Annotated in this window: 18 protein-coding genes; 10 read left to right on the top strand and 8 right to left on the bottom strand. The window is 62.0% G+C overall.

The genetic code is table 11. The annotated features are described in order from the left end of the window. Window positions 1-66: 66 nt before the first annotated feature. Window positions 67-1,071, bottom strand: a complete 1,005-nt coding sequence (locus Q5H93_RS09350) for an NYN domain-containing protein (protein ID WP_369811001.1) — start codon at window positions 1,069-1,071, stop codon at window positions 67-69. A gap of 417 nt (window positions 1,072-1,488) precedes the next feature. Then, a complete protein-coding gene (locus tag Q5H93_RS09345) occupies window positions 1,489-2,229 on the bottom strand; it encodes a metal-dependent hydrolase (RefSeq protein ID WP_305006253.1) in 741 nt (246 codons plus the stop codon). A 222-nt stretch (window positions 2,230-2,451) separates the two neighbouring features. On the opposite strand from Q5H93_RS09345, the gene mfd reads away from it, so the two are divergent. From mfd to Q5H93_RS09330, 3 genes are all read left to right on the top strand, one after another. After that, complete coding sequence (mfd, locus tag Q5H93_RS09340) at window positions 2,452-5,859, top strand: transcription-repair coupling factor (RefSeq protein WP_305006252.1); 3,408 nt, start codon at window positions 2,452-2,454, stop codon at window positions 5,857-5,859. A 131-nt stretch (window positions 5,860-5,990) separates the two neighbouring features. Further along, a complete protein-coding gene (locus Q5H93_RS09335; protein ID WP_305006251.1) occupies window positions 5,991-6,674 on the top strand; it encodes a DUF6624 domain-containing protein in 684 nt (227 codons plus the stop codon). Window positions 6,675-6,777: 103 nt separating this feature from the next. After that, the gene (locus tag Q5H93_RS09330; RefSeq protein WP_305006250.1) at window positions 6,778-7,125 is read left to right on the top strand and encodes a hypothetical protein; all 348 of its coding nucleotides are present in this window, start codon (window positions 6,778-6,780) and stop codon (window positions 7,123-7,125) included. Between the two features lie 45 nt (window positions 7,126-7,170). On the opposite strand, the gene Q5H93_RS09325 is transcribed toward Q5H93_RS09330, so the two are convergent. Further along, the gene (locus Q5H93_RS09325) at window positions 7,171-9,717 is read right to left on the bottom strand and encodes a TonB-dependent receptor (RefSeq protein WP_305006249.1); all 2,547 of its coding nucleotides are present in this window, start codon (window positions 9,715-9,717) and stop codon (window positions 7,171-7,173) included. Between the two features lie 100 nt (window positions 9,718-9,817). Between Q5H93_RS09325 and Q5H93_RS09320 the strand changes: the two genes are divergently transcribed. Next, the gene (locus Q5H93_RS09320) at window positions 9,818-10,267 is read left to right on the top strand and encodes a GNAT family N-acetyltransferase (protein WP_305006248.1); all 450 of its coding nucleotides are present in this window, start codon (window positions 9,818-9,820) and stop codon (window positions 10,265-10,267) included. A gap of 34 nt (window positions 10,268-10,301) precedes the next feature. Here the strand turns inward: Q5H93_RS09320 and Q5H93_RS09315 are convergent, their stop codons facing one another. Next, window positions 10,302-10,997, bottom strand: coding sequence for a DsbA family oxidoreductase (locus tag Q5H93_RS09315; protein WP_305006247.1), 696 nt, complete (start codon window positions 10,995-10,997; stop codon window positions 10,302-10,304). A gap of 102 nt (window positions 10,998-11,099) precedes the next feature. Here Q5H93_RS09315 and Q5H93_RS09310 point away from each other — a divergent pair, with 102 nt between their 5' ends. From Q5H93_RS09310 to Q5H93_RS09290, 5 genes are all read left to right on the top strand, one after another. Beyond that, a complete protein-coding gene (locus Q5H93_RS09310; protein ID WP_305006246.1) occupies window positions 11,100-11,594 on the top strand; it encodes a YdeI/OmpD-associated family protein in 495 nt (164 codons plus the stop codon). Between the two features lie 218 nt (window positions 11,595-11,812). Further along, the gene (locus Q5H93_RS09305) at window positions 11,813-12,172 is read left to right on the top strand and encodes a winged helix-turn-helix domain-containing protein (protein WP_305006245.1); all 360 of its coding nucleotides are present in this window, start codon (window positions 11,813-11,815) and stop codon (window positions 12,170-12,172) included. A gap of 91 nt (window positions 12,173-12,263) precedes the next feature. Further along, window positions 12,264-14,918, top strand: a complete 2,655-nt coding sequence (locus Q5H93_RS09300) for a TonB-dependent receptor (RefSeq protein ID WP_305006244.1) — start codon at window positions 12,264-12,266, stop codon at window positions 14,916-14,918. A gap of 17 nt (window positions 14,919-14,935) precedes the next feature. Beyond that, window positions 14,936-15,529, top strand: coding sequence for a DUF3885 domain-containing protein (locus Q5H93_RS09295; RefSeq protein ID WP_305006243.1), 594 nt, complete (start codon window positions 14,936-14,938; stop codon window positions 15,527-15,529). Window positions 15,530-15,592: 63 nt separating this feature from the next. Then, window positions 15,593-16,039, top strand: coding sequence for an META domain-containing protein (locus Q5H93_RS09290; protein WP_305006242.1), 447 nt, complete (start codon window positions 15,593-15,595; stop codon window positions 16,037-16,039). A gap of 3 nt (window positions 16,040-16,042) precedes the next feature. On the opposite strand, the gene Q5H93_RS09285 is transcribed toward Q5H93_RS09290, so the two are convergent. From Q5H93_RS09285 to Q5H93_RS09270, 4 genes are all read right to left on the bottom strand, one after another. Beyond that, on the bottom strand, window positions 16,043-16,648 hold the full coding sequence (locus Q5H93_RS09285) for a DUF4276 family protein (protein WP_305006241.1): 606 nt from the start codon (window positions 16,646-16,648) through the stop codon (window positions 16,043-16,045). Further along, the gene (locus Q5H93_RS09280) at window positions 16,638-17,891 is read right to left on the bottom strand and encodes an AAA family ATPase (RefSeq protein ID WP_305006240.1); all 1,254 of its coding nucleotides are present in this window, start codon (window positions 17,889-17,891) and stop codon (window positions 16,638-16,640) included. Before Q5H93_RS09280 ends, Q5H93_RS09285 begins: the two co-directional genes overlap by 11 nt. 346 nt (window positions 17,892-18,237) lie before the next feature. Beyond that, window positions 18,238-18,657 carry a hypothetical protein gene (locus Q5H93_RS09275; RefSeq protein WP_305006239.1) on the bottom strand — a complete coding sequence of 140 codons (420 nt, stop codon included), beginning with the start codon at window positions 18,655-18,657 and terminating at the stop codon, window positions 18,238-18,240. A gap of 176 nt (window positions 18,658-18,833) precedes the next feature. Continuing rightward, on the bottom strand, window positions 18,834-21,761 hold the full coding sequence (locus Q5H93_RS09270; RefSeq protein ID WP_305006238.1) for a hypothetical protein: 2,928 nt from the start codon (window positions 21,759-21,761) through the stop codon (window positions 18,834-18,836). Window positions 21,762-21,983: 222 nt separating this feature from the next. Here Q5H93_RS09270 and Q5H93_RS09265 point away from each other — a divergent pair, with 222 nt between their 5' ends. Further along, window positions 21,984-23,315, top strand: coding sequence for an NAD(P)/FAD-dependent oxidoreductase (locus Q5H93_RS09265; RefSeq protein WP_305006237.1), 1,332 nt, complete (start codon window positions 21,984-21,986; stop codon window positions 23,313-23,315). The last annotated feature ends 32 nt before the right edge of the window (window positions 23,316-23,347 follow it).

Below are 23,347 nucleotides of genomic sequence, written 5' to 3'. Positions count from 1 at the left end.
ACGCAGAAAGGGTGCAACGGTCAGCTGACCATTGCACCCTTTTTCAGTTTTAACTTCTTAAAAACCTTACAGCTCCATGCTCACGGCGTGGTGCGCGTTGATGGTTTCGTACTCGTCATCATCGCTGAGTTGCGGGGCCTGCACTTTGCGCACTTTGCGGGCGCAGTCCTCGTCGCGGTGGTTGCGGCCCACTTCAAACTCCACCCAGTCGCCTTCGCGCAGGTCGTTGAAGTCGCCCTCGGTGAGGTCGGCGTAGCTGAAAAACAGGTTGTTCGGCGGCATCACCACGAAGCCGAAGCCGTTTTTCAGGTTTTTGATGGTGCTCATGCCCACGGTGCCCACGGGGCCGGCGGCGGTGGGGCCGGCGGGGCGCACGGGCTTGGGAGCCACGGGCAAAGTGCTGGGGGCGAAGGCCGCCGGCTCACTCTGCGTCACAAACATCGACTCCACCACGTCGTCCTGCGCCTGCAGGCCGCGGTCAATCACGTCGTGCATGGCCACAGGGTAGGTCACTTGCTCCAGCAGTTGCTGCGAGGCGCGAGTGACGCGGGTTTCGCCCTTAAAGTCTTCGTATTTGAAGTCCCAGTTGAGCAGCATCACGCGGGTGCCCACGGTATTGAGCTTGCGGATGAGGGGCACGTAGTCGGAATCGCCGGCGATGAGCACCACGACGTCGAGGGTTTTGTGGAGGGCCAGCTCAAGGGCTTCGAGGCTGAGCCACACGTCGATGCCTTTTTCCTGGAGGCGGCCGTCGCGGGTTTTGAGGGGCATGTAGTGCGTTTGCACTCCCAGGTTCATCAGGATGTCGTCGAGCAGGCGGTCGTGGAAGAGCCGGTCTTTGTCGCGGGCTTCGGTAGCGGAGAGGCGGCCGCGGAAAAAGTGAGCGTCGGTAATCTGCGACAGGCGCACGTCAACGTCTTCTTCCTCGGCTACCTGGTGGCGGATAAACTCGTGCAGGCCTTCGAGGCTGATACGGGCCTTGCGCTCGTGCTGAAAATAATAATAGTCACTGATTTTCAAGAAATAATTGCCGTCATAAAAGACACCAATCCGAATCAGAGGGCTGTTCATCTGGTTCATCGATAAACTGGGGTTAAGTAAGGTAAAAATTTAAGGTTGTTTCAGCGTAACAGGAAAGGAAAGAGCAAGTAATAATCCGCTGCGGCAGAGGCAATGAGTTTAATAGAGCTACCACCAGCCGGCAATAACTGCCGACTAATGAGGTAGAGGAAGCCCGAAAAATGCGGAGGAAAGTTAAATAAAGCGTAATGGCCGCCGTGAGGCTGAGCTACTCAGAAGCGCAACAGAATAACAACGCGCAATACATTCACTTAACTTATCAACCGACATAATTTGCTGCGAAGCTAAGGCACTAACCTGACTTATGCAAACCAAGCACAGTTGAAATTATATGAAGTCATCCAAAACGGCCGGCAACGTTTGCGGAAGCCGGCAAAGGGCGCTTGGCCGGGTGGCAATGCGTTGTTGTTAAAAGCCCATACGGCCTATCACCAAGCCCAATACCAGTAGCCCGTAGCCGACGCAAATCCCAACTTCGAGCATGTTGCCGGAGGCCGAGCCGGTGCTGATGAGCGGCACTTTAAAAGCGTAGCCGGACACCGGCAGAAAGTAGCGCACGCCGGCCTTGGTGAGCGTATCGGCCACGAGGTGCGAGAGGTAGCCGCCGCCCGCGTAGAGGTGAATGCCGCGCCAGCCCAGGCTCTGGTTGGCGAGGTAGCCGATGTAGGTCCACAGCGCGGTGGCCCAGATGGTGTGCGTCCAGGAGCGGTGCGACGTGAAGGGCGCCAGCGCCACAAACGTGCCCAGCAAGCTCAGCCACAGATACTCGGTGTAGAGGCCGGCCACCACCGTGGCCAGGCCGGTGAAGAGCAGCGCCAGCTTGCGGGCCGAGCCGCCCTGCATGCCCACGCCCAGCAGCCCGAAGGCCAGCGCCAGGATGTAGTAGAGGTTTTGCTTCTGGCCGGGTGGCAGCTGCGTGTAGCTGTAAATGCCGAGCAGTACGCCGGCCGCGGCGAAGGCCCAGCGCACGTATTGCTGCGTGAAGCCGAGGCGCTTACTGAGGCGGCTTTCGGGGTGGTCGAGGTCGGGGGCGAGGGACGAGAAGCCGGCCAGCGCAATGCCGCCCAGCGAGAAGGGAATGCCCGGCACGAGGCCCGCAATGGCCACGCCGGTGATGAGGCCGATGGCCAGGTGAGAGGAACCGCGCATTTTGAGGGTTGAATGAAGTGCGAAGCTACAACCGGTCATTCCGAGCAGAGCGAGGAATCTGGTACTACCGGCTGGGGAATATCCTCAGATTCTTCGCGGCGCTCAGAATGACAGAAAAAGGGAAACCTTCGGGGCCCGGGTGTTGTATCTTTCCCCGCTGCCCGACCGGAGAATCTTCCGGCCGGGCTACTGTCATTTGCCCCTCCCCTAGCCTACCTCCGCGTGCAAGTCGCCGATTTTCTTCGCCTTTACCGTCTTTCTCCCGAGCTGCAAACCCTGGCCGCGCGCCTGCGCGGCGCCGCCAAAGCCGCGCCCGGCGAGCTGCGCCTGCAGCTGCGCGGACTGGTGGGCAGCCAGGATGCCGTGGTGGCCAGCGCCGTGGCGCACGCCCAGCATCCGCACGTTTTCGTGCTGCACGACAAGGAGGAAGCGGCCTATTTCCTGTCCGATTTGCAGCACCTGCTACCCGAGGGGCCGGAAGTGCTGCTGTTTCCGAGCTCCTATAAGCGGCCGTATCAGTTTGATGAGACGGAGAATGCCAACGTGCTGATGCGCGCCGAGGCCCTGAACCGGCTCAACAGCGCCAAGGCGGCCACGACGAACAGCGTGTTCATTGTGACCTACCCGGAGGCGTTGAGCGAGAAGGTTATCAACAAGCAAAGCCTGGTAAAAAACACCTTCAATGCGAAGGTGGGCGACCGGCTCGACGTGAATTTTCTGGGCGAATTGCTGGGCGAATACGACTTCGAAAAAGCGGACTTTGTGTACGAGGCTGGGCAGTACGCCGTGCGCGGCGGCATCGTGGACGTGTTTAGCTACGCCAATGAGCTGCCGTTTCGCATTGAATTGTTTGGGGATGAGATTGAGAGCATTCGGACGTTCAACCCCGAGACGCAGCTGTCGGTGGAACCCCGGCCGAGCATCAGCATCATTCCGAACGTGCAAACCAAGCTGCTGCAGGAGACGCGGGAGGCCTTTTTGGAGTTTTTGCCGCCCGCTTCCTGCTTGTGGTTTAAGGACGTGCGGCAGACGGTGGACGTGGTAACCGAGCTGTTTGAAAAGGCCGAAAGCGGCTTCAAGCAGGTGCTGGAGGAAGGTGGCGGGATGCAGATTGTGAGCAAGCCGGCGGACTTGTTCGAGTCGGGCCGGAATTTCAAGAAGCGGCTCGATGAGTTTGCGGTGGTGGAGTTTGGCAAGCGGTTTTTCTTTAAGAATACTGAGGAATTCCAGTTTGCGAGCAAGCCGCAGCCGAGCTTTAATAAGGACTTCAACCGCATGGTGAAGAACCTGCAGGAAAACCAACACCGTAACCTGACGACCATCATCACGGCCGACACGGTGCGGCAGGCCGACCGGCTGCGCACGATTTTCGACGAGCTGGACCATAACGTGCAGTTTCAGCATTTGCTGCTGGCCTTGCGCGAGGGCTACGTGGATGAGCAGCTGCAGTTGGCCGTCTATACTGACCATCAGCTGTTCGAGCGCTACTATCGGGCGCAGGAGCAGCGCAAGTTTTCAAAGAAAAAGGCGCTGACCTTGCGCGAGCTGAAAACCCTGCAGCCGGGCGACTACGTGACGCACCAGGACTACGGCATTGCCCGATTTGCGGGGCTGACGCAGGTGGAAATCAACGGCGTGACGCAGGAGGCCATCCGGCTGGTGTACCGCGACGATGACGTGCTGACGGTGAGCATTCACGCCCTGCACAAGATTGCCAAGTACAGCGGCCAGGAGGGCGCGCCGCCCACGATGAGCAAGCTGGGCTCGCCGGAGTGGGAAAACAAGAAGAAGTCGGTGAAGAAGAAGGTCAAGGACATTGCCGCCGACCTTATTCGCCTCTACGCCAAGCGTAAGACGGCGCCGGGCTTCGCCTTCTCGGCCGATGGCTTTTTGCAGGCCGAGCTGGAATCGAGCTTTATTTACGAAGACACGCCCGACCAGGCCAAGGCCACCGAGGACGTGAAAAACGACATGCAGCAGCCCCACCCGATGGACCGGCTTGTCTGCGGCGACGTAGGCTTTGGCAAGACCGAAGTGGCTATCCGGGCGGCGTTTAAGGCTGTGGTGGATGGCAAGCAGGCGGCCATGCTGGTGCCCACCACCATCCTGGCCATGCAGCACTACAAGACCTTTCGGGACCGGCTGGCGACGCTGCCCGTGACGGTGGAGTACGTGAACCGCTTCAAGAGTACCAAGCAGATAAAGGAGACGCTGCAGCGCGTGGCCGAGGGCAAGACGGACATCCTCATCGGCACCCACCGCCTAACCAATAAGGATATCAAGTTCAAGGACTTGGGCCTGCTAATTATCGACGAGGAGCAAAAGTTCGGTGTGAAAACCAAGGACAAGCTCAAGGAACTGAAGGTGAATGTGGATACGCTCACGCTCTCGGCCACGCCGATTCCGCGCACGCTGCACTTCTCGCTGATGGGGGCGCGTGATTTGAGCGTAATCGCCACGCCACCGCCCAACCGGCAGCCGGTGCAGACGGAGCTGCACGTGTTTGACGAAACCATTATTCGCGACGCAGTGGCGCGGGAATTGAAGCGCGGCGGGCAGGTGTTTTACGTGCACAACCGCGTGAAGGACCTGGACGAGCAGGCGGCCATGATTCTGCGGCTGGTGCCGGATGCCCGCATAACTATGATTCACGGGCAGATGGAGGGCGACGCACTCGAAAAGCGCATGATGAAGTTCGTGGAAGGTGAGTATGACGTGCTAGTAAGCACCAACCTTATCGAATCGGGTCTCGACATTCCCAACGCCAACACCATCATTATCAACCGCGCCCACATGCACGGCCTAAGCGACCTGCACCAGATGCGTGGCCGTGTAGGCCGCTCGAACCGCAAGGCGTACTGCTATTTGCTCACGCCGCCGGTGGCCGGCCTGCCCTCGGACGCGCGCAAGCGGCTGAGCACGCTGGAGGAGTTTTCGGACCTCGGCGCGGGCTTCAACGTGGCCATGCGCGACCTTGATATTCGCGGGGCCGGCAACCTGCTGGGCGGCGAGCAGTCGGGCTTTATCAACGACCTGGGCTACGAAACCTACCACCAGATTCTGGACGAGGCGGTACAGGAACTGAAGGAGACGGAGTTCCGCGACTTATTCCTCGGCGACTCGAACCAACGCCTGCAGGCGGCGGCCGGCGTGGGCCGGGTGCGCGAGTGCAACGTGGAGACGGACATGCAAATCCTGATACCGGACAAGTACGTGAGCAACGTGTCGGAGCGCCTGCAGTACTACGCCAAGCTCGACCGCGCCCAGAAGCCGGAGGAGCTGCGCAAGGTGCTGAATGGTATGGTGGACCGCTTCGGCCCGCTGCCGGCCGAGGTGGAGCTGCTGGCCGACATTGTGCGCCTGCGCTGGCAGGCCTGCCAGCTGGGCTTCGAAAAAATCACGCTGAAGCGCGACACGCTGAAGGGCTTTCTGCCGGCCAGCGAGGAGCACAAACCGTACTTCCAGGGCGAGCAGTTTGGCGACATTCTCAACTACGTGCAGACGCACCCGCGCACGGCTTCGCTGAAGGAGCGCAAGGAGCAGCTGATTGTGACGTTTGAGGAAGTGCGGTCTATCAATCAGGCCAAGAAGGTGCTGACGGAGCTGGGTAGCGCGGAGGTAGCGGTGTAACCCCACCCCCGGCCCCTCCCCTTCGGGAGAGGGGAGCCTGACGATTCGTAGCCATGCATGACCGGCTCCCCTCTCCCGAAGGGGAGGGGCCGGGGGTGGGGTTGAACACCAGCGCTTACTTTTATTTCTCAATGAAACTCCTCCCCTTCGCCCTCCTCCTGCTCACCCTCCCCGCCGCCGCCCAAACCGCTCTCAACCCGCGCCTGAAGCACGGGCTGGACAGCATCTACGCCGTGGACCAGCGCTACCGCACGCTGCTTTTCGACTCGCGGGTGAACCGCAACCCCGACTCGCTGGCCCGGGCGCTGGGCAAGAGCCGCGAGGAGCTCTATCCCTACCTCAACAAGCAGCTCAACGCCACCGATGCTGCAAATCAGGCTCGCGTAAAAGCTATTATCAAGCAGTACGGCTACCCTGGCAAAACCCTGGTGGGCGAGCCGACCAACGAGGCGGCCTGGTACGTCATTCAGCATTCGGATGACATTGACACCTACCTGCCGCAGATAAAGAAAGCTGCCAAGAAAGGCGAGCTACCCTACTACCTCTACGCCCAGATGCTCGACCGCCAGCTGATGCGCAGCGGCAAACCCCAGCTTTACGGCACGCAGGCGCTGAGCTACAACGTGACCAACCCGCAGAATGGCCAGCGCGAGGGCCAGCCGCCGTTTATCTGGCCTATCAAAAACGCGGCGCAGGTGAACGAACGGCGCCGGAAGGCCGGTTTTCCGACTACCGTGGAAGCCAATGCTACCCGCATGGGCATTCCCTATCGGGTGGTGACGATGGAGGAGGTAGCCCGGATGCCAAAGGAGTAGTTGTTTTACGAAAAAGTAATTATTCATCGTATATTGTTCAAAATTCAGCTCTTTAACATACAAGCAGATGAACCATAATGAGCGTTTCGGACAGATTGAGGCAATGTTAGCCGACTTACTGCGCCGCATGGACCGCCAAGCCGAGCAGATGGACAGCGTCATCGACATCCTGAAAATATCGGATGCGCAGCAAACCCGCGCCGAAGAACGGCAGGATGCTAAGCTGACTGAAATTCGGGAAATCGGTCAGCGCACCGACGCCAATCAGGCACGTATCGATGCCACCCAGGAAAACATCAGGGCCATGCTCACGGCGCAGCAGCAACTGCTGGACCTGATGGTGCACGACAGCCGCCGCACCGACGCGCTGGAAGTTCGCACTACGCCCCTGCTAACCTACGAAGCTCGCTTCCAGCGCCTGGAAGAAGCCGTATTCAATAAGGCGAGCTAAAACTATTCGCAGGATTTGTGAAAAGTCGGCCTCTCCGCCGGCTTTTTATTTGGGGCGGGCTACCAGCGTGGTGCTGGCCTGGGCCGGTTGGCCGGTGGCCGACACGCCTTCGACCACGGCCTGGAAGGTGCCGCCCGCATCGGCGGTGAAGAAGTAGAGCTTTGTTTCGCCGCTGGCGTTGGTGCGGGCGCTGGGGTTCCAGTAGAGGGTGGTGCGGCGCGGGTCGGTGAGCGAGTTCACGACGAGGGCATTGTAGCGCGGCTGGTAGAATTCGCGGGTCTGGTAGAAGGGCGGCACTTTGAAAATGGACAGGCCCGGCGCGGCGGGCTGTTTGGCGGCCAGGGCTTTGAAATTGGGACTGCGGCGCTTGGTGTACACGGCCAGGGCCCCGCCGCTGGCGCGGCTGCCGAAGATGGCGGCATCGGTGCCTTTGTACACTTCGACCGATTCGAACTCGCTGGCGGGCATGTTCTGCACTGCATCCAGCGTTGAGGGCATGCCGTCGAGCAGAATCATGGGCGAGCCCTGGCCGCGAATCTGCACCGTGGCATTGGGTCCCTGGCCGCTGACGACCAGCCCGGCCACCCGACCCTGCAGCAGTTGCAGCAGCGACTGGGCCGACTGGGCCGACAAAATATCGGCCATGTTGATGGTGGTGCTGGGAATGGCCCCGGGCGGATGGCGCGGGTCATTCTCAAAAGCTTGCAGGCGCTTGGCCGTGACGGACACGTTGCTGAGCTGGATGTTGCGGATGTCGTCTTCGGGGTGCAGGTTGTGCTCATCCACTTGCTGCTGGCGGCTGCGGCGCACGTAGTCGGCCACGGCGGGCGACTGGGTGCCGGGCAGCGCGGGCAGCACCGGGCCGGTGGTGGCGGGCCCCAGCTCGGGCAGGATGCGAACGGGGTTAGTACCCTGGGCGCGGCGGGCCTGCAGGGTCACCACGGCCGTATCGCGGCCATCGAAACCGGTGAAGCGGAATAATCCATCGGCGGTGGCGGTGGCGGAAGCTACCACCCGATTGGGGCGGCTCTGCATGAAGGTGATGGGCGCGTTGGCCATTGGTTGGGTGCCGTATTCGCCCACCACCTGGCCGCTGAGGCTGAGCGTAGGCGTCTGGTCGGCAGCGTAGCGCACGGGCGGCACGGTGCCGCTCAGCACCTGCTTCCACACGAAGCGGCGCCAGCCCTGGGTGAGCAGCAGGTCGTCGAGGTGCTGGCTGGTTTCGGGCGTGGGGTTGCGAAAATAGTAGCCGGGGTTTTCCACGTAGCCGGCCAGGTCGGAGGTCAGCAGCAGGTTGGAGGCAATGGTTTCGGCCTCGGCATCGATGCCGTGCAGGCCGGCCTCGGCCACGGCTACCGAGAGCTGGGCGGCCACGGGCTGGCCGGCGGCATCGGCCACGCGCACCGTGAGCTGCACCGGCAGGTGCGGGCCATAGCTGGGCTTGTCGGTGGTGATGCTCACTTTCAGGGCGGTGGCGGCGTTTTGCACGAAGGCCAGCCGCTCGGCCTGGGGCGTGCCCTGCTCGTCAAACAGCGTGAGGTGCAGGATACCGTTGGGCAGCTGCTTTTTCTCGATTTTCCAGCTTACCGGGGCCGTGGGCGGGCCCCAGCTGCGCGTGCCGGGGTACACCAAAAAGCCCCGAACTTCGGCCAGCAGCCACACGGCGCCCGCGGCGGCCGGGCCCTGGCGGCGCGCTTCCACGGTGTAGAAGTCGCCGCCATCCACGGCGTGCAGGGTGTAGCCGCTGGGCTGCACGGCGGGCAGCGGGTAGTCGGCCGTGCTGCCGTCGGGCAGGGTGAGGTGGGCGCGGTATTTCTGGCCCGCAGCGGGCGTGAAGCTGAAGCGCCCCATACCCAGGTGGCGGCTGCTGAAAGTGGCTACCACCGCTTTGCCCTGCCCATCGAGCACCTGGCCGCGCACGGTGAGGCCCCGGCCGCTGGCGTCGATGGCTTTGCAGGCCACCACGCTGGGCAGGCCGGCTACCAGGCTGCCGCCTTCGGGGAAAAACTGCACGTCGGGCCGGCCGGCGGGCGGGGCCGGGGCGGCGGGCTTGGCGGCAGTGGTTTCAGAGTTAGTCCACACCGAGGCAGGCCACACCTGCAGGCGGCGGCTGTAGATAAAGTCGTCGCCGGCATTGCGCATCCAGCTGGTGTAGGCGCGCAGCAGGTAGGTGCCGGCGGCCAGCGAGTCGCTCAGCGCAATGTCGCCCTCGGTGCGGCCCTGGTGCAGGCGCAGGGTGCGGCGGGCCACCACTTTGCGCTCCGGCGAGAGTAAATCCACATAGAGCACTTTGCTAAGCGAGTCGGGCAGGTGGCGCTGAGCATCTACCACGTAGCCGCTAAACCAGATGGTTTCGCCGGTGGCGTACACGGGCTTGTCGAGGTGCAGGTAAGCCTTCTCGGGCAAGGTGTTAGCGTAATAGTCGCCGACTTGCTGCAGCACGCGGCGCACCACGTCTTCGTCGGCCGGCAGCTGCCGGAAGGCGGCGGTGGCCGCCGCGCCCAGCAATAGAATACCCCCCGCCACGTTTTGCCACGCTTTCCGCCGACCAACTGCCCGCGGCTCCTGCGCCAGTACCTTCTTTGCTGCCATAAGTAAGTTTAATGCGCCCCCGCCGGCTTAAATTAGCCCGAGTTTACACCCGCAAAAGTAGCGGCCACATGCAGTGCGCCGCCGTCGCCACCCCTCCCGCATGACTATTCACTGGAATTGCCTGCCCTTCGACACCCTGCCGCCCCTCATTCTCTACGACATGCTGCGCCTGCGCTCGGAGGTGTTCGTGGTGGAGCAAAACTGCCCGTACCAGGACATTGACCGCCGCGACCTAGACGCCTTTCACCTCCTCGGCCACAACGAAGCCGGCGAGCTCGTGGCTGGCGCCCGCCTCTTCGGCCCGGGCCAGTATTACGAAGAAGCCAGCATTGGCCGCGTGGTGGTGGCGCAGCCCTACCGCAACTACGGCCTCGGCCGCGAGCTGATGCGGCAAGCCCTGGCGTATTCGCAGGCGCTGTTTGGCCCTCAGCCCAATAAGATTGGCGCGCAGAAGTACTTGGAGCGTTTTTACAACGACTTCGGCTACGAGCAGTGCGGGCCACTGTACATCGAGGACGGAATTCCGCACATTCCGATGCGGCGGGCGTGAATTGTAGCGCGGACTTTGTAGTCCGCGCTACTGCCTAGCAATTCTGGCCGTCCACGTCACACGCTTCGCCCGTCGCCAGTACCGTGGGCGCCGGATGGGCCTCATTCCATACCGTTTGCAACACTTCGGTGAATAGCTCGATGGGCTGCGCGCCCGACACGGCGTACTTGTCCTCGAACACGAAGTAGGGCACGCCGCGCACGTTGATTTGCTGGGCCTGGTACTCGTCGAGGCGCACCTCGTTGGCGTAGGTGCCGGCCTCCAGGGCCTGGCGGGCGGCCTCGGCATCGAGGCCGATTTCGGCGGCCAGGCTGGTGAGGGTGGCGAGGTCGTTGAGGTTCTGGCCCTCGGTGTAGTAGGCGGCCATCAGGCGCTCCTTCATGGCATCCTGGCGGCCGTGGTGGGCGGCGAAATGCACCAGTTGGTGGCCCAGGAAAGTGTTAGTAGGGATGGCGCGGTCGAAGTCGTATCTGAGGCCCAGCTCGGCCGCCATCTGGGTGACGTGGGCGCCCATTTGCTTGGCTTGGGCCACGGAAATGCCCTTTTTCTCGGCCAAGGATTCGTGCACCGAGCGGCCGGGCTCGGGCCGGGCGTTGGGGTCGAGCTCAAAGCTGCGCCACACTACTTCCACGGTATCGGCGTGGGCAAAAGCCTGAAGGCCCGCCTCAAAGCGGCGCTTGCCGATGTAGCAGAACGGGCACACGAGGTCGGACCAGATTTCAACTTTCATAACGAATGGGAATTATTGAGTGGCTGCCATAACAAGCAGAGGTAGCGCAAAGGTTTTGGTGGCGCGGCGCTAGCTTGCGGGGCGTTTCTCTTTGCCGCCGCCATGCCCGATTCTCCCGCCGTCACCTTCCGCGCCGTGCTTGAACACGGCGGCCCCAGCTTTATGCCCACTCAAATTATTGTGGTGCCCGAAACCGTGCGTGAAACCCTGGGTAAGAAGGCAAAAAGAGTGCTGATGACCATCGGCCGGCACACTGAGCGGCTGGGCTTGCTGCCGCTGGAAGGCGGCGGCCGCTACCTCATGCTGCGCAAAAGCCTGTGTAAGGAGCTGGGCATTGAAATCGGCCAGGAACTGAGCATCACCCTTACCCCCGACCCGGACCCCGACCGCGTGGACCTGCCCGACGAGCTGCTCGAAGCCCTCGCCGCCTGGCCCGAAGCCCAGGCCGCCTACGAGCCCCTCAACGGCGCGATGAAACGGGCTATGGTGCGCCAGATTGAAGAAGCCAAAACGCCCGACACCCGCGCCCGGCGCGCCGTGCAGATGGTGGAGAAGCTGGCCCGGGGCGGGCATCCGTTTCGGACCATCCAGCCGTAATTTCGCGGCCTCCAGGAAACGCATTTCGGCTTCCGGCACCACCTCGCCTGCGGAGCCGATGCGATGGCCATTCTGGAAGGTACCGGCGGATGCGTGCTGGTGCTAGCCCACAGCACCCCTGGCGTATCCGAACTTCACAGCTTTGGATGGACTGCTGATTGAGGTAAGCTGCCACTCCTGAACTCTGCGTCCTCTGCGGTAAAAAAACACCTGTTCCCATGAAAAACCTCCTCCCCGACGCCGCCGCTTTCCGCCTCACCGGTCGCGTGTGGGTAGAAGGCGCCACGGAGCGCTTCCTCGGCATTGGCCGGCTGGAACTGCTGGAGCACATCCAGGCCACCGGCTCCATCTCGAAGGCGGCCGTGGCCATGGGCATGTCGTACAAGCGGGCCTGGGATTTGGTGCAGTCGCTGAACGCGCAGGCTGCCCGCCCGCTGGTGGCCACCCAAACCGGCGGCAAAAGCGGCGGCGGCACCGTCGTCACGCCCGAGGGCGAGCAGGCCCTGGCTGAGTTTCGGGGCATCCAGGCGCGGTTTCAGGAATTTCTGGCCGAAGAAACCCGGCGCTTGCGCGAGTAGCGGGCTGTTACTGTATATTTTAGAAAGTAAATCCGGCGGCCGCGCCAAACAATATGCTGGAGCCACCGTTATGTTTGCCCAAACATAACCCATGACCCAGCTTTTACGCCGTTCCATCCTGCCTGCCAGCGCGGGCTTACTGCTAACCCAGCTAGCTGCCGCCCAACCCACCCCGGCCCGCCGCCCGCCCCTCCCCGACTCTACCAAAATCGACCTCAGCGAAGTCGTCGTCTCCGCCTCGCGGGTCGAGGAAAGCATCCTGCAGTCGCCGGTGACGGTGGAAAAGCTCAATCCGCGCGCTCTGCGCCTCACGCCCGCACCCTCGTTTTTCGATGCCATTGAGCACCTGAAGGGCGTGCAGGTGATTACGCCCAGTCTGGGCTTCAAGGTGATAAATGCGCGGGGCTTCAGCAACACCACCAACGTGCGCTTCGTGCAGCTCGTGGACGGCATCGACAACCAGGCCCCGCACATCGGCGGGCCGATTGGCAACGTGCTGGGTCCGTCGGATTTGGATATTCAGGCGGTGGAAATTGTGCCGGGCACGGCGGCTGCGCTTTATGGGCTGAATGCCATCAATGGGCTGGCCAATTTTACGACGCGCAATCCGTTCCGGTCCGAGGGTTTGAGCGTGCAGCAGAAAACGGGCGTCAACCACGTCAACGACCCGAACACCGACGCGCATAGCTACTCCGAAACCAGCTTGCGCTACGCCAAGGTGCTGGTGCCCGACAAGCTGGCTTTCAAAGTAAACGGCACTTACCTGCGCGTCTACGACTGGATTGCCAGCGACCAGACCGACATCAACCCCAACGGCAACGCCACCACCGGCCTCTTCGGGGCCGACAACCCCAGCCGCGACCCGGTGAGCGGCTACGGCAACGAGTCGTCGAACCGCGGCAACCTGACGCTGGGTGGCAAAAGCTACCAGGTGGCCCGCACCGGCTACCGCGAGCAGGACGTGGTGGACTACAACCTCCAGACCCTGAAGACCGACGCCGCCTTGCACTACCGCTTCAACTCCCAAACCGAGCTGGCCTACACCTACCGCGTGGCCGGGTTCGACAACGTGTACCAGCGCTCGAACCGCTTCCGGCTCGAAGACTACCGCCTGCAGCAGCACGCCTTACAGCTGACCGGACCGGTGATGCAGGCCCGCGCTTACTTCACCCAGGAAAACACCGGCAAAAGCTACAACCTGCGCTCGGCCGCCGAAAACCTCGACCGCAGCTTCAAGACCGACGCCACCTGGCGCACCGACTATACCGCCGCCTGGAACGCCGCCACCCAGGCCGGCCAGACCGTGGCCCAGGCCCACGCCGCCGCCCGCCTCGCCGCCGATGCCGGCCGCTACCAGCCCGGTACCGCCGCCTTCAACGACCAGCTCAACAAACTGGCCGACATCAACAACTGGGACCAGGGCGCGGCCCTGCGCGTGCGCGCCGACCTCGTGCACGCCGAAGCCCAGGTGAACCTGGCCGAGGCCCTGCGCCGCGCCGGTAGCCGTTTGCCCGCCGCCGTGGATTTCTCCCTCGGAGCCGACCACCGCACGTACATCATCGTGCCCGATGGCAACTATTTCATCAACCCCGAGCCCGGCAAAGACCGGCTGACCGATAACCTGACCTACTCCAAAACCGGCGGCTTCGTGCAGGCCGGCGCCCGGCTGCTGAACGAAAAACTCCGCCTCACCGCCACCCTGCGGGCCGATAAAAACGACTACTTCGACCTGAAATTCAACCCGCGCTTCACGGCCGGGTACTCGCCCACGCCGCGGCACAATTTCCGGCTGAGCTACCAGAGCGGCTACCGCTTCCCGAGCTTGTTCGAGGCGTTTTCGAACGTGAACAGCGGGCAGGTGAAACGCATCGGCGGCCTGCGGGTGATGAGCGACGGCGTGTTCGAAAACAGCTACCTGCGCAGCTCCATCGACGCCTTCAACGCGGCCGTGACCCGCGACATCAACACCAACGGCCTGAGCCGCGCCCAGGCCATTGCCAACAACCAGAGCCAGCTGGTGAAGAACCCCTACACCTACCTCCGCCCCGAGCACATCAACTCGCTGGAACTGGGCTACAAGGCGGCCCTGCTGCCCGGCGGCCGCCTGCTGGCCGACGTCGATTTCTACTACAATCAGTACCGCGACTTCATCGCCCAAGTCGAGGCCTACGTGCCCGTCAGCGGCGCGGGCGGCCCGCCCCTGCCCGCCGATGCGCCCCTCAACGCCGTCGCTACCGCCCTCAACAACACCACCCTCACCAGCCCCAACCCCACCCAGGCCCGCTACCGCCTCTGGACCAACTCGCGCAGCCAGGTACAGAACTACGGCGGCTCGCTGGGTTTGCGCTACGAGCTGCCCGACGGCTACCTCGCCGGGGCCAACCTCACCTACGCCCGCCTCGACCGCCGCACCAACGGCGACGGCCTCGAAGACGGCTTCAACACCCCGCGCTGGGCCTGCAACCTGAGTCTGGCCAACGAAAACGCTTATAAAAACTTCGGCTTCGGCCTCAATTTCCGCTGGCAGGACGCCTACTACTCCCAAACCTTTCTCGTGACCGGCACCGTGCCCGCCTACCACACGCTGGATGCGCAAATCAGCTACCTCGTGCCGAAACCCAGCCTGCGCTTCAAGCTGGGGGCCAGCAACGTGCTGAACAAATACTACGTGAGCTACCTCGGCGGCCCGAGCGTGGGCGGGCTGTATTATCTGGCGGTGACCTTCAATACTTCGGCCGGTAACTAGCGAGTAGCTTTGCCTGCATGACTGCCGAGCAATTTTCCACCTTTTGGGCAACTACCTACCCTGCTACGCTACCGCTGGGACATAATCTCAAAAAGGCGTATCGCGACCGATGGTTCCGGATTCATAGCCTGCCGGAATCAAAAAAATATGCCTCAACCCAGGCCGAATGGCAGGTTTTGCTGGACCGGCAAAACGGAATAATCACTGACTTGCTGGGCGAATCAGGTCCGATTCTGCTAGTTACCGGCGAATACCGGCACGAAGGGATACCATTCGAGTCTGCACTTGAGGAAACAGCGCTTGCAAACTACTCTTTTGTGACCGTCGCTGACGTTTTCGACTTACACCAGAGCAGCCCGGCGCACTACGACGCTGGCGACTTTTACCAAGTTAGTTTCAGCGAACAGCGCTGGCAATCGGGCAAGTTTAATGAAATGCTGCGCGCTATTGCCAATGATGAAATGCGAGCCTTTTTCGTCTCGATAGTCAATAACTGTATTGTAGCACCTTACGACGGCGGGATTGACTTCATCTTGCACGACACCGCTACCCGAAACCACTACCGCGAAAAATACGCGGCGTGGCTATCGTCTCATCCCGAAGGGTTTTAAAGCTGCCCCGCACCAATCCGCCGCTTTTTCCCGTTATTCGCCCCGCAACTCCTTCTCCCCGCCATGACTATCCGCCCGCGCCTGCTCCTGCCTTTGCTCAGCATCACCGCCCTCACGCTGGCCAGCTGCGAGAAGGAAAACGCCTCCCCCAGCGCCACCGCGCTACTCGACCACCGCTGGCTGCTCACGCAAGTCGACGGCACGGCCCTGACGCCGGCCGATGCCAGCCACAATACCTCCTACCTGGAATTCGTCGACCTCGGCCACTGCACCGTGGGCCTGGGGCCGTGCAATAATTTTAGCAGCCGCTTCGAGTTGGGTGGCGGGCAGCAGCTGCACATCACCGAGCCCATCACCACCCGCGCCACCTGCCCTGCGCAGGAGCTCGAAAACCGCTACCTGACCAACCTGGCCCGCACCGCCCGCTACGAAATCAGCGGCCCCGAGCTGCGGCTGTATGATGGCGCGGGTAGCGCGGCGCGGCTGGTGTTTCGGCAGGAGCAGAAGTAGCGGCTAGCGCAGGGCGGCCAGGCCCTGGCAGAAATACCGGAAGCTGGCCGAACTATTACGTGCCGGGTCTATGTGCATCGCAATGTTTTCGGACCACTCCACCTTGGCTTTGCTGGTCAGGTAATACTTGCCTTCCTGCAGCACGCGGTGCAGCGCCTCCCAGCAATCCACAATGGCATCGGGGTCGCGGTGCAGCCCTTTGAAATGGTGCGGGTGAACCCGCGGGTAAGCGGCCTGAATAGCCTCCCGGTCGCCCAGAAACCACGCTTCCAGCTCTGCCACCGCCAGGCGGGTTATTACCCGAAAAGGTTGGTCGGGCCCCGCCGTCGTTTTGGTCGGCAGGTTGGCCGCCGCTACCAGGCTTTCCAGTTTAGCCTTGACTTTTCGGCAATCCGCATCGGCATCCATCAGCAGTACCACCCGCAGCCCGGGCTCGTGTGGCAGCCGCCGGGCGTAGTTTTTCAGCAGGGCGGGCAGGCGCAACAGCAGCATATCCTTGCCCCGGTGCGGTACGCAATGCCAGGTATCCGTCGGCAGCAATACCCGGGGCAGCAGTTGGTTTAAAGCCGCCTCCATCGAAGGTTCTTCCAGCAGAAACTCAACGTGCATCGGGCCGGGGATGATAAGCCGCCAATGGATTCCCGACGTGGAAAGCATTGCTGGTCCACAAATACCCCAGCGGCGAGCCGTCCTCCACCAGCTCCGGCACGTTCGGAATATCCGCCGTGCGCGTGGCCTGGGTGTAGCCCTCGGCATCGCGGTGCAGAATCCAGACCTGCTCCGGCGCCAGCGCATCCAGCAGCATCGGCGAGTGCGTGGTCACCAGCAGCTGCCGCGTTTCGGTGGCCTTGCCCAGTTCCTCGGCCAGCCGGTACAGCAGCAGCGGGTGCAGCTCGTTGTCGGGCTCCTCCATCCCCAGCAGCCCCGTGGCGTTCGGCTCATACAGCAGCGTGAGCAGTGCCGCCAGCCGCATCGTGCCGCCCGACATATACTGCGCCGGCAGCGGCTTCTCAAATGGCGCATCCTTGAAGCGCAGCAGCAGCCGCTCATCCGAGGTTATTTCCGTCACGATGTCGGCCAGCCCCGGCACCCAGCGCCGCAGCTGGGCCGCTATTTTTTCCAATACGTCCGGGTGCTTCTCGTGCAGGTAGTAGAGCACGTTGGGCAGGTTGTCGCCGTTGGGAGAGAGCCGTTCGCGCGGACCGGCGTCGGAGTAGCCTTTGAGATGGTCGTCGGTGAGGTGGATGTTACGGTAGGAAGTGAGAAGACTCACTATCAATTCAGCTTCGTTCCTAGCTGCATTGTTAAATCCAGAATAGGACTGAATCAACGGCCCTCGTTTAAATAACTCATGTGTTTCCGCGCTTTCATAAGTTTCAACTTTTTCTAAACCTTCACTTGCTACTCGTTTAATAAATCGAGTAACATTAGTAAAACTATTGAAGCTATAATTTTCAGCAAAAAACGCGTAACGAAATGACCCGGCCTTATCAGAAATAGAAACCGCTTCACCTACCATGTATACTTGCCCATCTTTCTCATCGACCTCTAATTCGTATTTAATGGCCGATTGCCCAAGCTGTAGACTGATTGTTATCTCAAATTCAATACTCCCCTCACCTCCCCGCGTGCGCATCCCCGCAAACCGGTTGCGCCGCTCCCACGCGCCCTTCAAATCCCCCCCCACCGCCTCCGCCAGAAACGCCAGCGCATCCAGCACCGTCGATTTCCCGCTGCCGTTCGGCCCAATGAGCATCGTCAGCGGCGTCAGGTCCCGAAACTCCACGTCGCGCAGGGCGCGGTAGTTCTTAATGCGCAGGTAAGTGAGGCGGGGCACGGCGGATTCAGACATGGCAAGCAGCTTTTTTACAAAGTAAGGCAGTTTTGAAGCTACCAGCAGTGCTTCCCGCCGCGCTGATGAATGCTTTATGGCCGATTGGCGGTCAGTTGGAGTGTAGGCTATTGTAGTTGGAAAGTTTCTGAAGCCTACAGATAGTGTAGGCTTTTAGAGACGGAGAGCTTTCAAAACCTACAACGATTATGAAAATTTACAGGGATTAGGCTCTAAAATCCACTATTATTTGTAGGCTTTTGCACGGATTAGCGTTTCAAACCCTACAACGCATAGTAGGGTTTGAAACGCTAATCCGTGCAAAAGCCTACAGATAGCACCTTCACGGCAGTAGTGATGCGGCTATCTACCCCACCACCGCCTGCGCCTCACGCAACCACTGCTGCGCCGCCCCGATGTTCCCGAAAATGCGCATCTGAAAATGGTCGCCGATGCGCGAGTGCATCATCTCGCCCGAGAGGGCGGCGAAGGACTCGGGGCTCACGATGTGCGCGAAATGCGTGAGGCCGCCGGCAATGGCGCGGGGCGTCCAGTCCACGGCAATCCAGTCCACGGCGTGGTCCCAGGGGCCCGTCACGAGCGTGTTGTCGTTCAGCAGAAAGCGGCAGCGCGTGGGGGCCAGCACCTGCAGGCAGAGGTTGGCCCCGGCCATCACGCTCTCGCGGGTTTGGTAGCCCTGCCAGTTGTTATACACCCAGCCGTTCGCCTCGTCAAATTCGGTGGCCAGCGAGATTTTGCCAAAGGCGTTGCGTAGTTCTTTTTTCATAAACCAGGGTAAATGGGGCGTCAAAGGTAAGCAATTGTCGTGCGTCCCGGTCTGTCATGCTGAGCGTAGCGAAGCATCCTCTCGCGTTGGAACGATTGAGTTACTGCGCCGTGCTGGCGTGAAAAGATGCTTCGCTACGCTCAGCATAACAGGACAGGCGCGGGCCGCCCCACTTCTCACAGCCGCAGGCTAAACGCCAGCGGCTCCACCACCACGTCCCGCAGCAGCGAGCTATACGTCACCCGCAAGCCCGCCTCCACCGGCGTACGCAGCCGCAGCACGTTAAACTGCACCAGCAAATCGCCCCCCGCGTTGCGGTAGTCTACCCGCACCTGACCATTGGGCACCAGGGCGTTACCTTGGGCCACGTCGGCGAAGAGCGTAGCCCGCAGCCGCTGCACATACAGCCAGCGCCCCAACGACCAGTGCGTGTAAGCCAGCGGTAGATAGTAGTCGAAGCTACTGGTGTAAAGCTTATCGAAGCTGCTGTAGCCCTCGCCCCGGGGAAACGAAATGGCCGATGAAAACTGGTACTGCGCCTGGTCCTGCCACTGGTAGCCAGCGCGCAGCCGCAGCGCATGATGCCGCCCCAGCCCCGGCGCAAACACGCTGGCCTGCGCCCCGAATTGCTCCGCCTCCAGGCCGCTGCCGAAGGGCGTGGTGCGCCAGGTAGCCAGCAGCGTGCCACCGCCGCGCGGGGCCACGTCGCGGGCGCTTTGCTTAAGCTGCGCCGCGTAGCTCAGGTAGGTTTGCACGGCATTGAGCGGCCGCGTGGGGCTCACCTCCGTGCGCCGCCGCACCGGCAAATCGTAGTCATACACCTGCTCGCGGAAATAGAAGCTGCCCACCGTGAGGCCCTGCAGATACTTCGAGCGCGTGAGCGTGAGCGGCAACCGCACGCCCGCCCGCAGCCGGGCGTAGCGCCACTGGTCGCGCCGCAGGCTGTCGAGCGGCAGGTTGCGGTCGGTGTACAGCGCCGCGTTGCGCCCGCCGTACTCGCCCTCCACGTCAATCACCAGCGGCAAGCCCTGGTAGCTCAGCGCCCCCAGGCCGCTGAAGGTTTTCTCGGTCTGGTCGTAGCTCAGGCCCGCGAACACCTGCGTCGTATTCAAATAATCCTGCGAGCGCAGCCCCAAACTCACGGCGTCGCCGCCGGGGCTCTGCACCACGCCATAGCTGAATACATTGAAGGCGTGCGCCAGCGGCGAGTAGCGCCGCACGCCGTAGCGCGGGCCGCTGGAATCGGCCGAGGACAGCCGGCCAGCTATTTTGTAGCCGATGCGCTCCCCATCCGCCACCTTTTCAGCATATGGGTCGCTGGTATCATGCTGAGGGGCACGCACAATTACCCAGGCAGTAGAGTCCAATGGCAGTTCTACCACCCGAGCACCAGTAGCGCGGTAGTCCTGAAAAGCCAGCGCCCGGCCATCGGGCGACACGGCCGCGTGGTACGCCCCCAATGGCCGGTTCGTCACCTGGTAGTTCCGGCCTCCGCGCAACGACACGGCGTATAGATTGTCTACGCCTGGCGTGAAGTACCGTTTCCCGTCCCCCCCATCACGCCCCACGAGATGTGGCGAATTGTAAAACACATAATCCCCCCAGGGCTGCGGATTGGTCAGGTTCACTTTGACTTTGCGCAACAGGTCGCGGGCGACACCAGTAGCGGGGTCAATAAGCTGCAGCGTTTTACCCGCCGCGCTCAACGCCACAGTCACGATACGCCCGTCAGCCGTCCAGCGCGGCTGCTGGTAGAAGTCGTTGCGCGGGTTGGGCAGCACGGTCTCTACTGCCCCGGTTTCGGCGCTCAACACCACCAGCACATGGTGGTAGCTGGCATCGGTCTGCACGGCCACGAGGCGCCGGCCATCCGCCGACAGCGCCGCCGCCGCGTAGCGCTGCCCTTTACCTAGGCGGGTGAGCTTGCCGGTCTGCACATCCAGCACTTTCAGCTCCGAATACACCCGCTGCTGGAAGCGCGGATGGTAGCGATACTCCGGCCACACCACCTTGCCCGCCGCGGCCGAAAGCATATCCGGAATATTCACCAGGCCCGGCACAAACAGCTTCCGCTCGCGCCCCTGGCGCCCCAGCACCACCAGCTGCGGGATGTGGCCGAGGCCGCTTTTCAACGCCACCACCGTGCTGTCGGTGAGGTATTGCGGGTGTTCGTACTGGGTAAAAACCCGCGTGTCGGCCTGCCCGGCCAGCTCGCGCACCGGCGTGGGCGCGGGGCGGGCGGCCTGCTCGGCGCGCCAGGTGCTGTCCAACTCGTGCATGGTGCGGGCATACAGCTTCTCCACGCGCAGGCCGGTGGTGCGTTTCAAGCCATTGGAAAAGGAGAACGGGTAGAACGGGAAGCGATAGTAGCGCGTCAGAGCGCGGTCCCACACGTCGGCGCCGTAGTGGGCTTTGGCGTAGGACGTCAGGTAATAGCCCAGCACGTACCAGTTGGGCACGTGGTCGCGCAGGGAGCCATTGTTGGCTTTCTGATAATTATACAAGCGTCCCGCCAGCAAATTAGCCCGCAGCCCCACGTTGAAGCTGGGAATGCGCCCGCGCCCGCTGCGGGTGAAGGCCGTTTCCGTGCCCACGGCATCGCCCTCGAAAAACCACTGCGGTACGCCCACGGCCATCACGCCCAGCCCGCCGTCGCCCAGCAGCGGCACCAGCACCCGCCCGAAGCCCTGCCGCGCCTTATCAAACTGATTGACGTGCCGGAACTCGTGCACCGTGAGCTGGTCGAGCCAATCAATCGTACCCAGGCTGTTGCCCTGCTCGGGCGTGGTAAAAAACTCGGCGTGGCGCGGCAGAAAGGTCACGAAGCCGTTGCTGATGGTAGTCTGATTTTGCAGCACCACCGCAATGGGCGGGGCCGTCACGCCCAGCGTGGCACCCTCGGGGCCGTGCACCAGCTCCAGCTGCCGGGCCGTGCGCTGCGCCGCCGAGTCGATACCCGCCGGGTAGAGCAGCCGGAAATGCGGCGTGCGCAGCTGCCGCCAGCGCAGGCCGGTGGGGTTTTGGGAGAGAATGGGCAAGGTCTGGGCAGTGGCTACCTTCGCCCCCAGCCAACTCAACAGGGCTAATAAGAGTATTCGACGCATCAGGACAACGGGAAAGCTGCTTAGGAAGTAGTGTAAAACTACCTCAGAACGTCATGCAGTAAAAGAACTGTCATGCTGAGCGCAACGAAGCATCCTCTCACGCCTCAACGATTCGTTCCAACGTGAAAGGATGCTTCGCTGCGCTCAGCATGACAGACGGCCACCCGACCCTTACCACTTTCACCCCAGCCTCACCCGCCCGCACCTAATTTTCCCGTATTGATGGAAGGACTTACCAAAATCGACGACCTCGGCCACCCGCGCGTCGTTATCGTGGGCGGCGGCTTTGCCGGGCTCGAGCTGGCCAAGGCCCTGCGCGATGCCCCCGTGCAAGTGGTGCTGATTGACAAGCAGAACTACCACACCTTCCAGCCGCTGCTTTACCAGATTGCCACCGCCAGCCTGGAGGCCGACAGCATCGTGTCGCCGTTCCGCAAAATCCTGGGCAAGCAGGATAATTTCTACTTCCGCCTGGCCGAGGTGCTGGCCGTGGATACGGCCGGGCAGGTGGTCGAAACCACCATCGGTAAGCTGCGCTACGACTACCTAGTGCTGGCTACGGGCGCCACCAGCAACTTCTTCGGCGACCAGCGCATGCAGCGCAACGCCTTTACGCTGAAGACGGTGGAAGACGCCATCGAGCTGCGCAACACCGTGCTCTACAACTTCGAGCAAGCCCTGCAGCTCGGCGACGAGGAGCAGCTCAACAGCCTGCTCGACTTCGTAATCGTGGGCGGCGGCCCCACCGGCGTGGAGCTGGCCGGCGCCCTCAGCGAGCTACGCCAGCACATCTTCCCCAACGACTACCGCGAGCTGGATTTCAAGGAGATGGACATTCACCTCATCCAGAGCGGGCCGGTGCTGCTGAAGGGCATGTCGGCCAATGCCTCGCAGCACGCGCTGGAAAGTTTGCGCGAGTTTGGCGTGCAGGTGTGGCTCGACTGTCGGGTGAAATCCTACGACGGCTACACCGTGACGCTCAGCAACGGCGAGAAGCTCATCACCCGCACCCTCATCTGGGCGGCCGGGGTGACCGGGGCGCCCATCGCCGGCCTCAGCAAAGACTGCATGATGCCCGGCAACCGCTACTGTGTCAACGAATTCAGCCGCGTACAGGGCTACGACAACATCTTCGCCATCGGCGACATTGCGGCCATGAAAACGGAGGAATATCCCGAAGGCCACCCCATGCTGGCCCAGCCCGCCCTGCAGCAGGGCCACCTGCTGGGGATGAACCTGGCCCGCATCATCGCCGGGCAGAAGCCTGAGCCGTTTGAGTACGACGACAAAGGCAGCATGGCCACCATCGGCCGCAACCACGCGGTGGCCGACATCAAAATTTTCGGCAAGGAATTCCACTGGGAAGGCTTCACGGCCTGGTTTGCCTGGAGCTTTATCCACGTGGCCTCGCTCATCAGCTTCCGCAACCGCCTGATGGTATTTTTGAACTGGACCTGGAGCTACATCTCGCAGGACAAAGGGCGGCGCTACATCATCGGCAAGCCGCGGCCGTCGATAACGGAGGAAGAGGCCGGGGAAAAGGCCATTGTTTAATGGTTAATGGGTCAATGATTAGTGGTTAATGT

Origin of the sequence: Hymenobacter aranciens (assembly GCF_030580865.1) — a bacterium.
GTDB classification, from domain to species: domain Bacteria; phylum Bacteroidota; class Bacteroidia; order Cytophagales; family Hymenobacteraceae; genus Hymenobacter; species Hymenobacter aranciens.
The sequence above is the reverse complement of the archived record's forward strand: the minus strand, read 5'-3'. Positions and strand labels throughout refer to the sequence as shown.

Coding starts and splice junctions, on each gene's coding strand:
- Q5H93_RS09285 (WP_305006241.1), bottom strand. CDS start 16,648: ATGCACGTTGAGTTTCTGCTGGAAGAACCTTCGATGGAGGCGGCTTTA.
- Q5H93_RS09295 (WP_305006243.1), top strand. CDS start 14,936: ATGACTGCCGAGCAATTTTCCACCTTTTGGGCAACTACCTACCCTGCT.
- Q5H93_RS09280 (WP_305006240.1), bottom strand. CDS start 17,891: ATGTCTGAATCCGCCGTGCCCCGCCTCACTTACCTGCGCATTAAGAAC.
- Q5H93_RS09300 (WP_305006244.1), top strand. CDS start 12,264: ATGACCCAGCTTTTACGCCGTTCCATCCTGCCTGCCAGCGCGGGCTTA.
- Q5H93_RS09265 (WP_305006237.1), top strand. CDS start 21,984: ATGGAAGGACTTACCAAAATCGACGACCTCGGCCACCCGCGCGTCGTT.
- Q5H93_RS09275 (WP_305006239.1), bottom strand. CDS start 18,657: ATGAAAAAAGAACTACGCAACGCCTTTGGCAAAATCTCGCTGGCCACC.
- Q5H93_RS09335 (WP_305006251.1), top strand. CDS start 5,991: ATGAAACTCCTCCCCTTCGCCCTCCTCCTGCTCACCCTCCCCGCCGCC.
- Q5H93_RS09305 (WP_305006245.1), top strand. CDS start 11,813: ATGAAAAACCTCCTCCCCGACGCCGCCGCTTTCCGCCTCACCGGTCGC.
- Q5H93_RS09350 (WP_369811001.1), bottom strand. CDS start 1,071: ATGAACAGCCCTCTGATTCGGATTGGTGTCTTTTATGACGGCAATTAT.
- Q5H93_RS09270 (WP_305006238.1), bottom strand. CDS start 21,761: ATGCGTCGAATACTCTTATTAGCCCTGTTGAGTTGGCTGGGGGCGAAG.
- Q5H93_RS09315 (WP_305006247.1), bottom strand. CDS start 10,997: ATGAAAGTTGAAATCTGGTCCGACCTCGTGTGCCCGTTCTGCTACATC.
- Q5H93_RS09320 (WP_305006248.1), top strand. CDS start 9,818: ATGACTATTCACTGGAATTGCCTGCCCTTCGACACCCTGCCGCCCCTC.
- Q5H93_RS09325 (WP_305006249.1), bottom strand. CDS start 9,717: ATGGCAGCAAAGAAGGTACTGGCGCAGGAGCCGCGGGCAGTTGGTCGG.
- Q5H93_RS09290 (WP_305006242.1), top strand. CDS start 15,593: ATGACTATCCGCCCGCGCCTGCTCCTGCCTTTGCTCAGCATCACCGCC.
- Q5H93_RS09310 (WP_305006246.1), top strand. CDS start 11,100: ATGCCCGATTCTCCCGCCGTCACCTTCCGCGCCGTGCTTGAACACGGC.
- Q5H93_RS09345 (WP_305006253.1), bottom strand. CDS start 2,229: ATGCGCGGTTCCTCTCACCTGGCCATCGGCCTCATCACCGGCGTGGCC.
- Q5H93_RS09330 (WP_305006250.1), top strand. CDS start 6,778: ATGTTAGCCGACTTACTGCGCCGCATGGACCGCCAAGCCGAGCAGATG.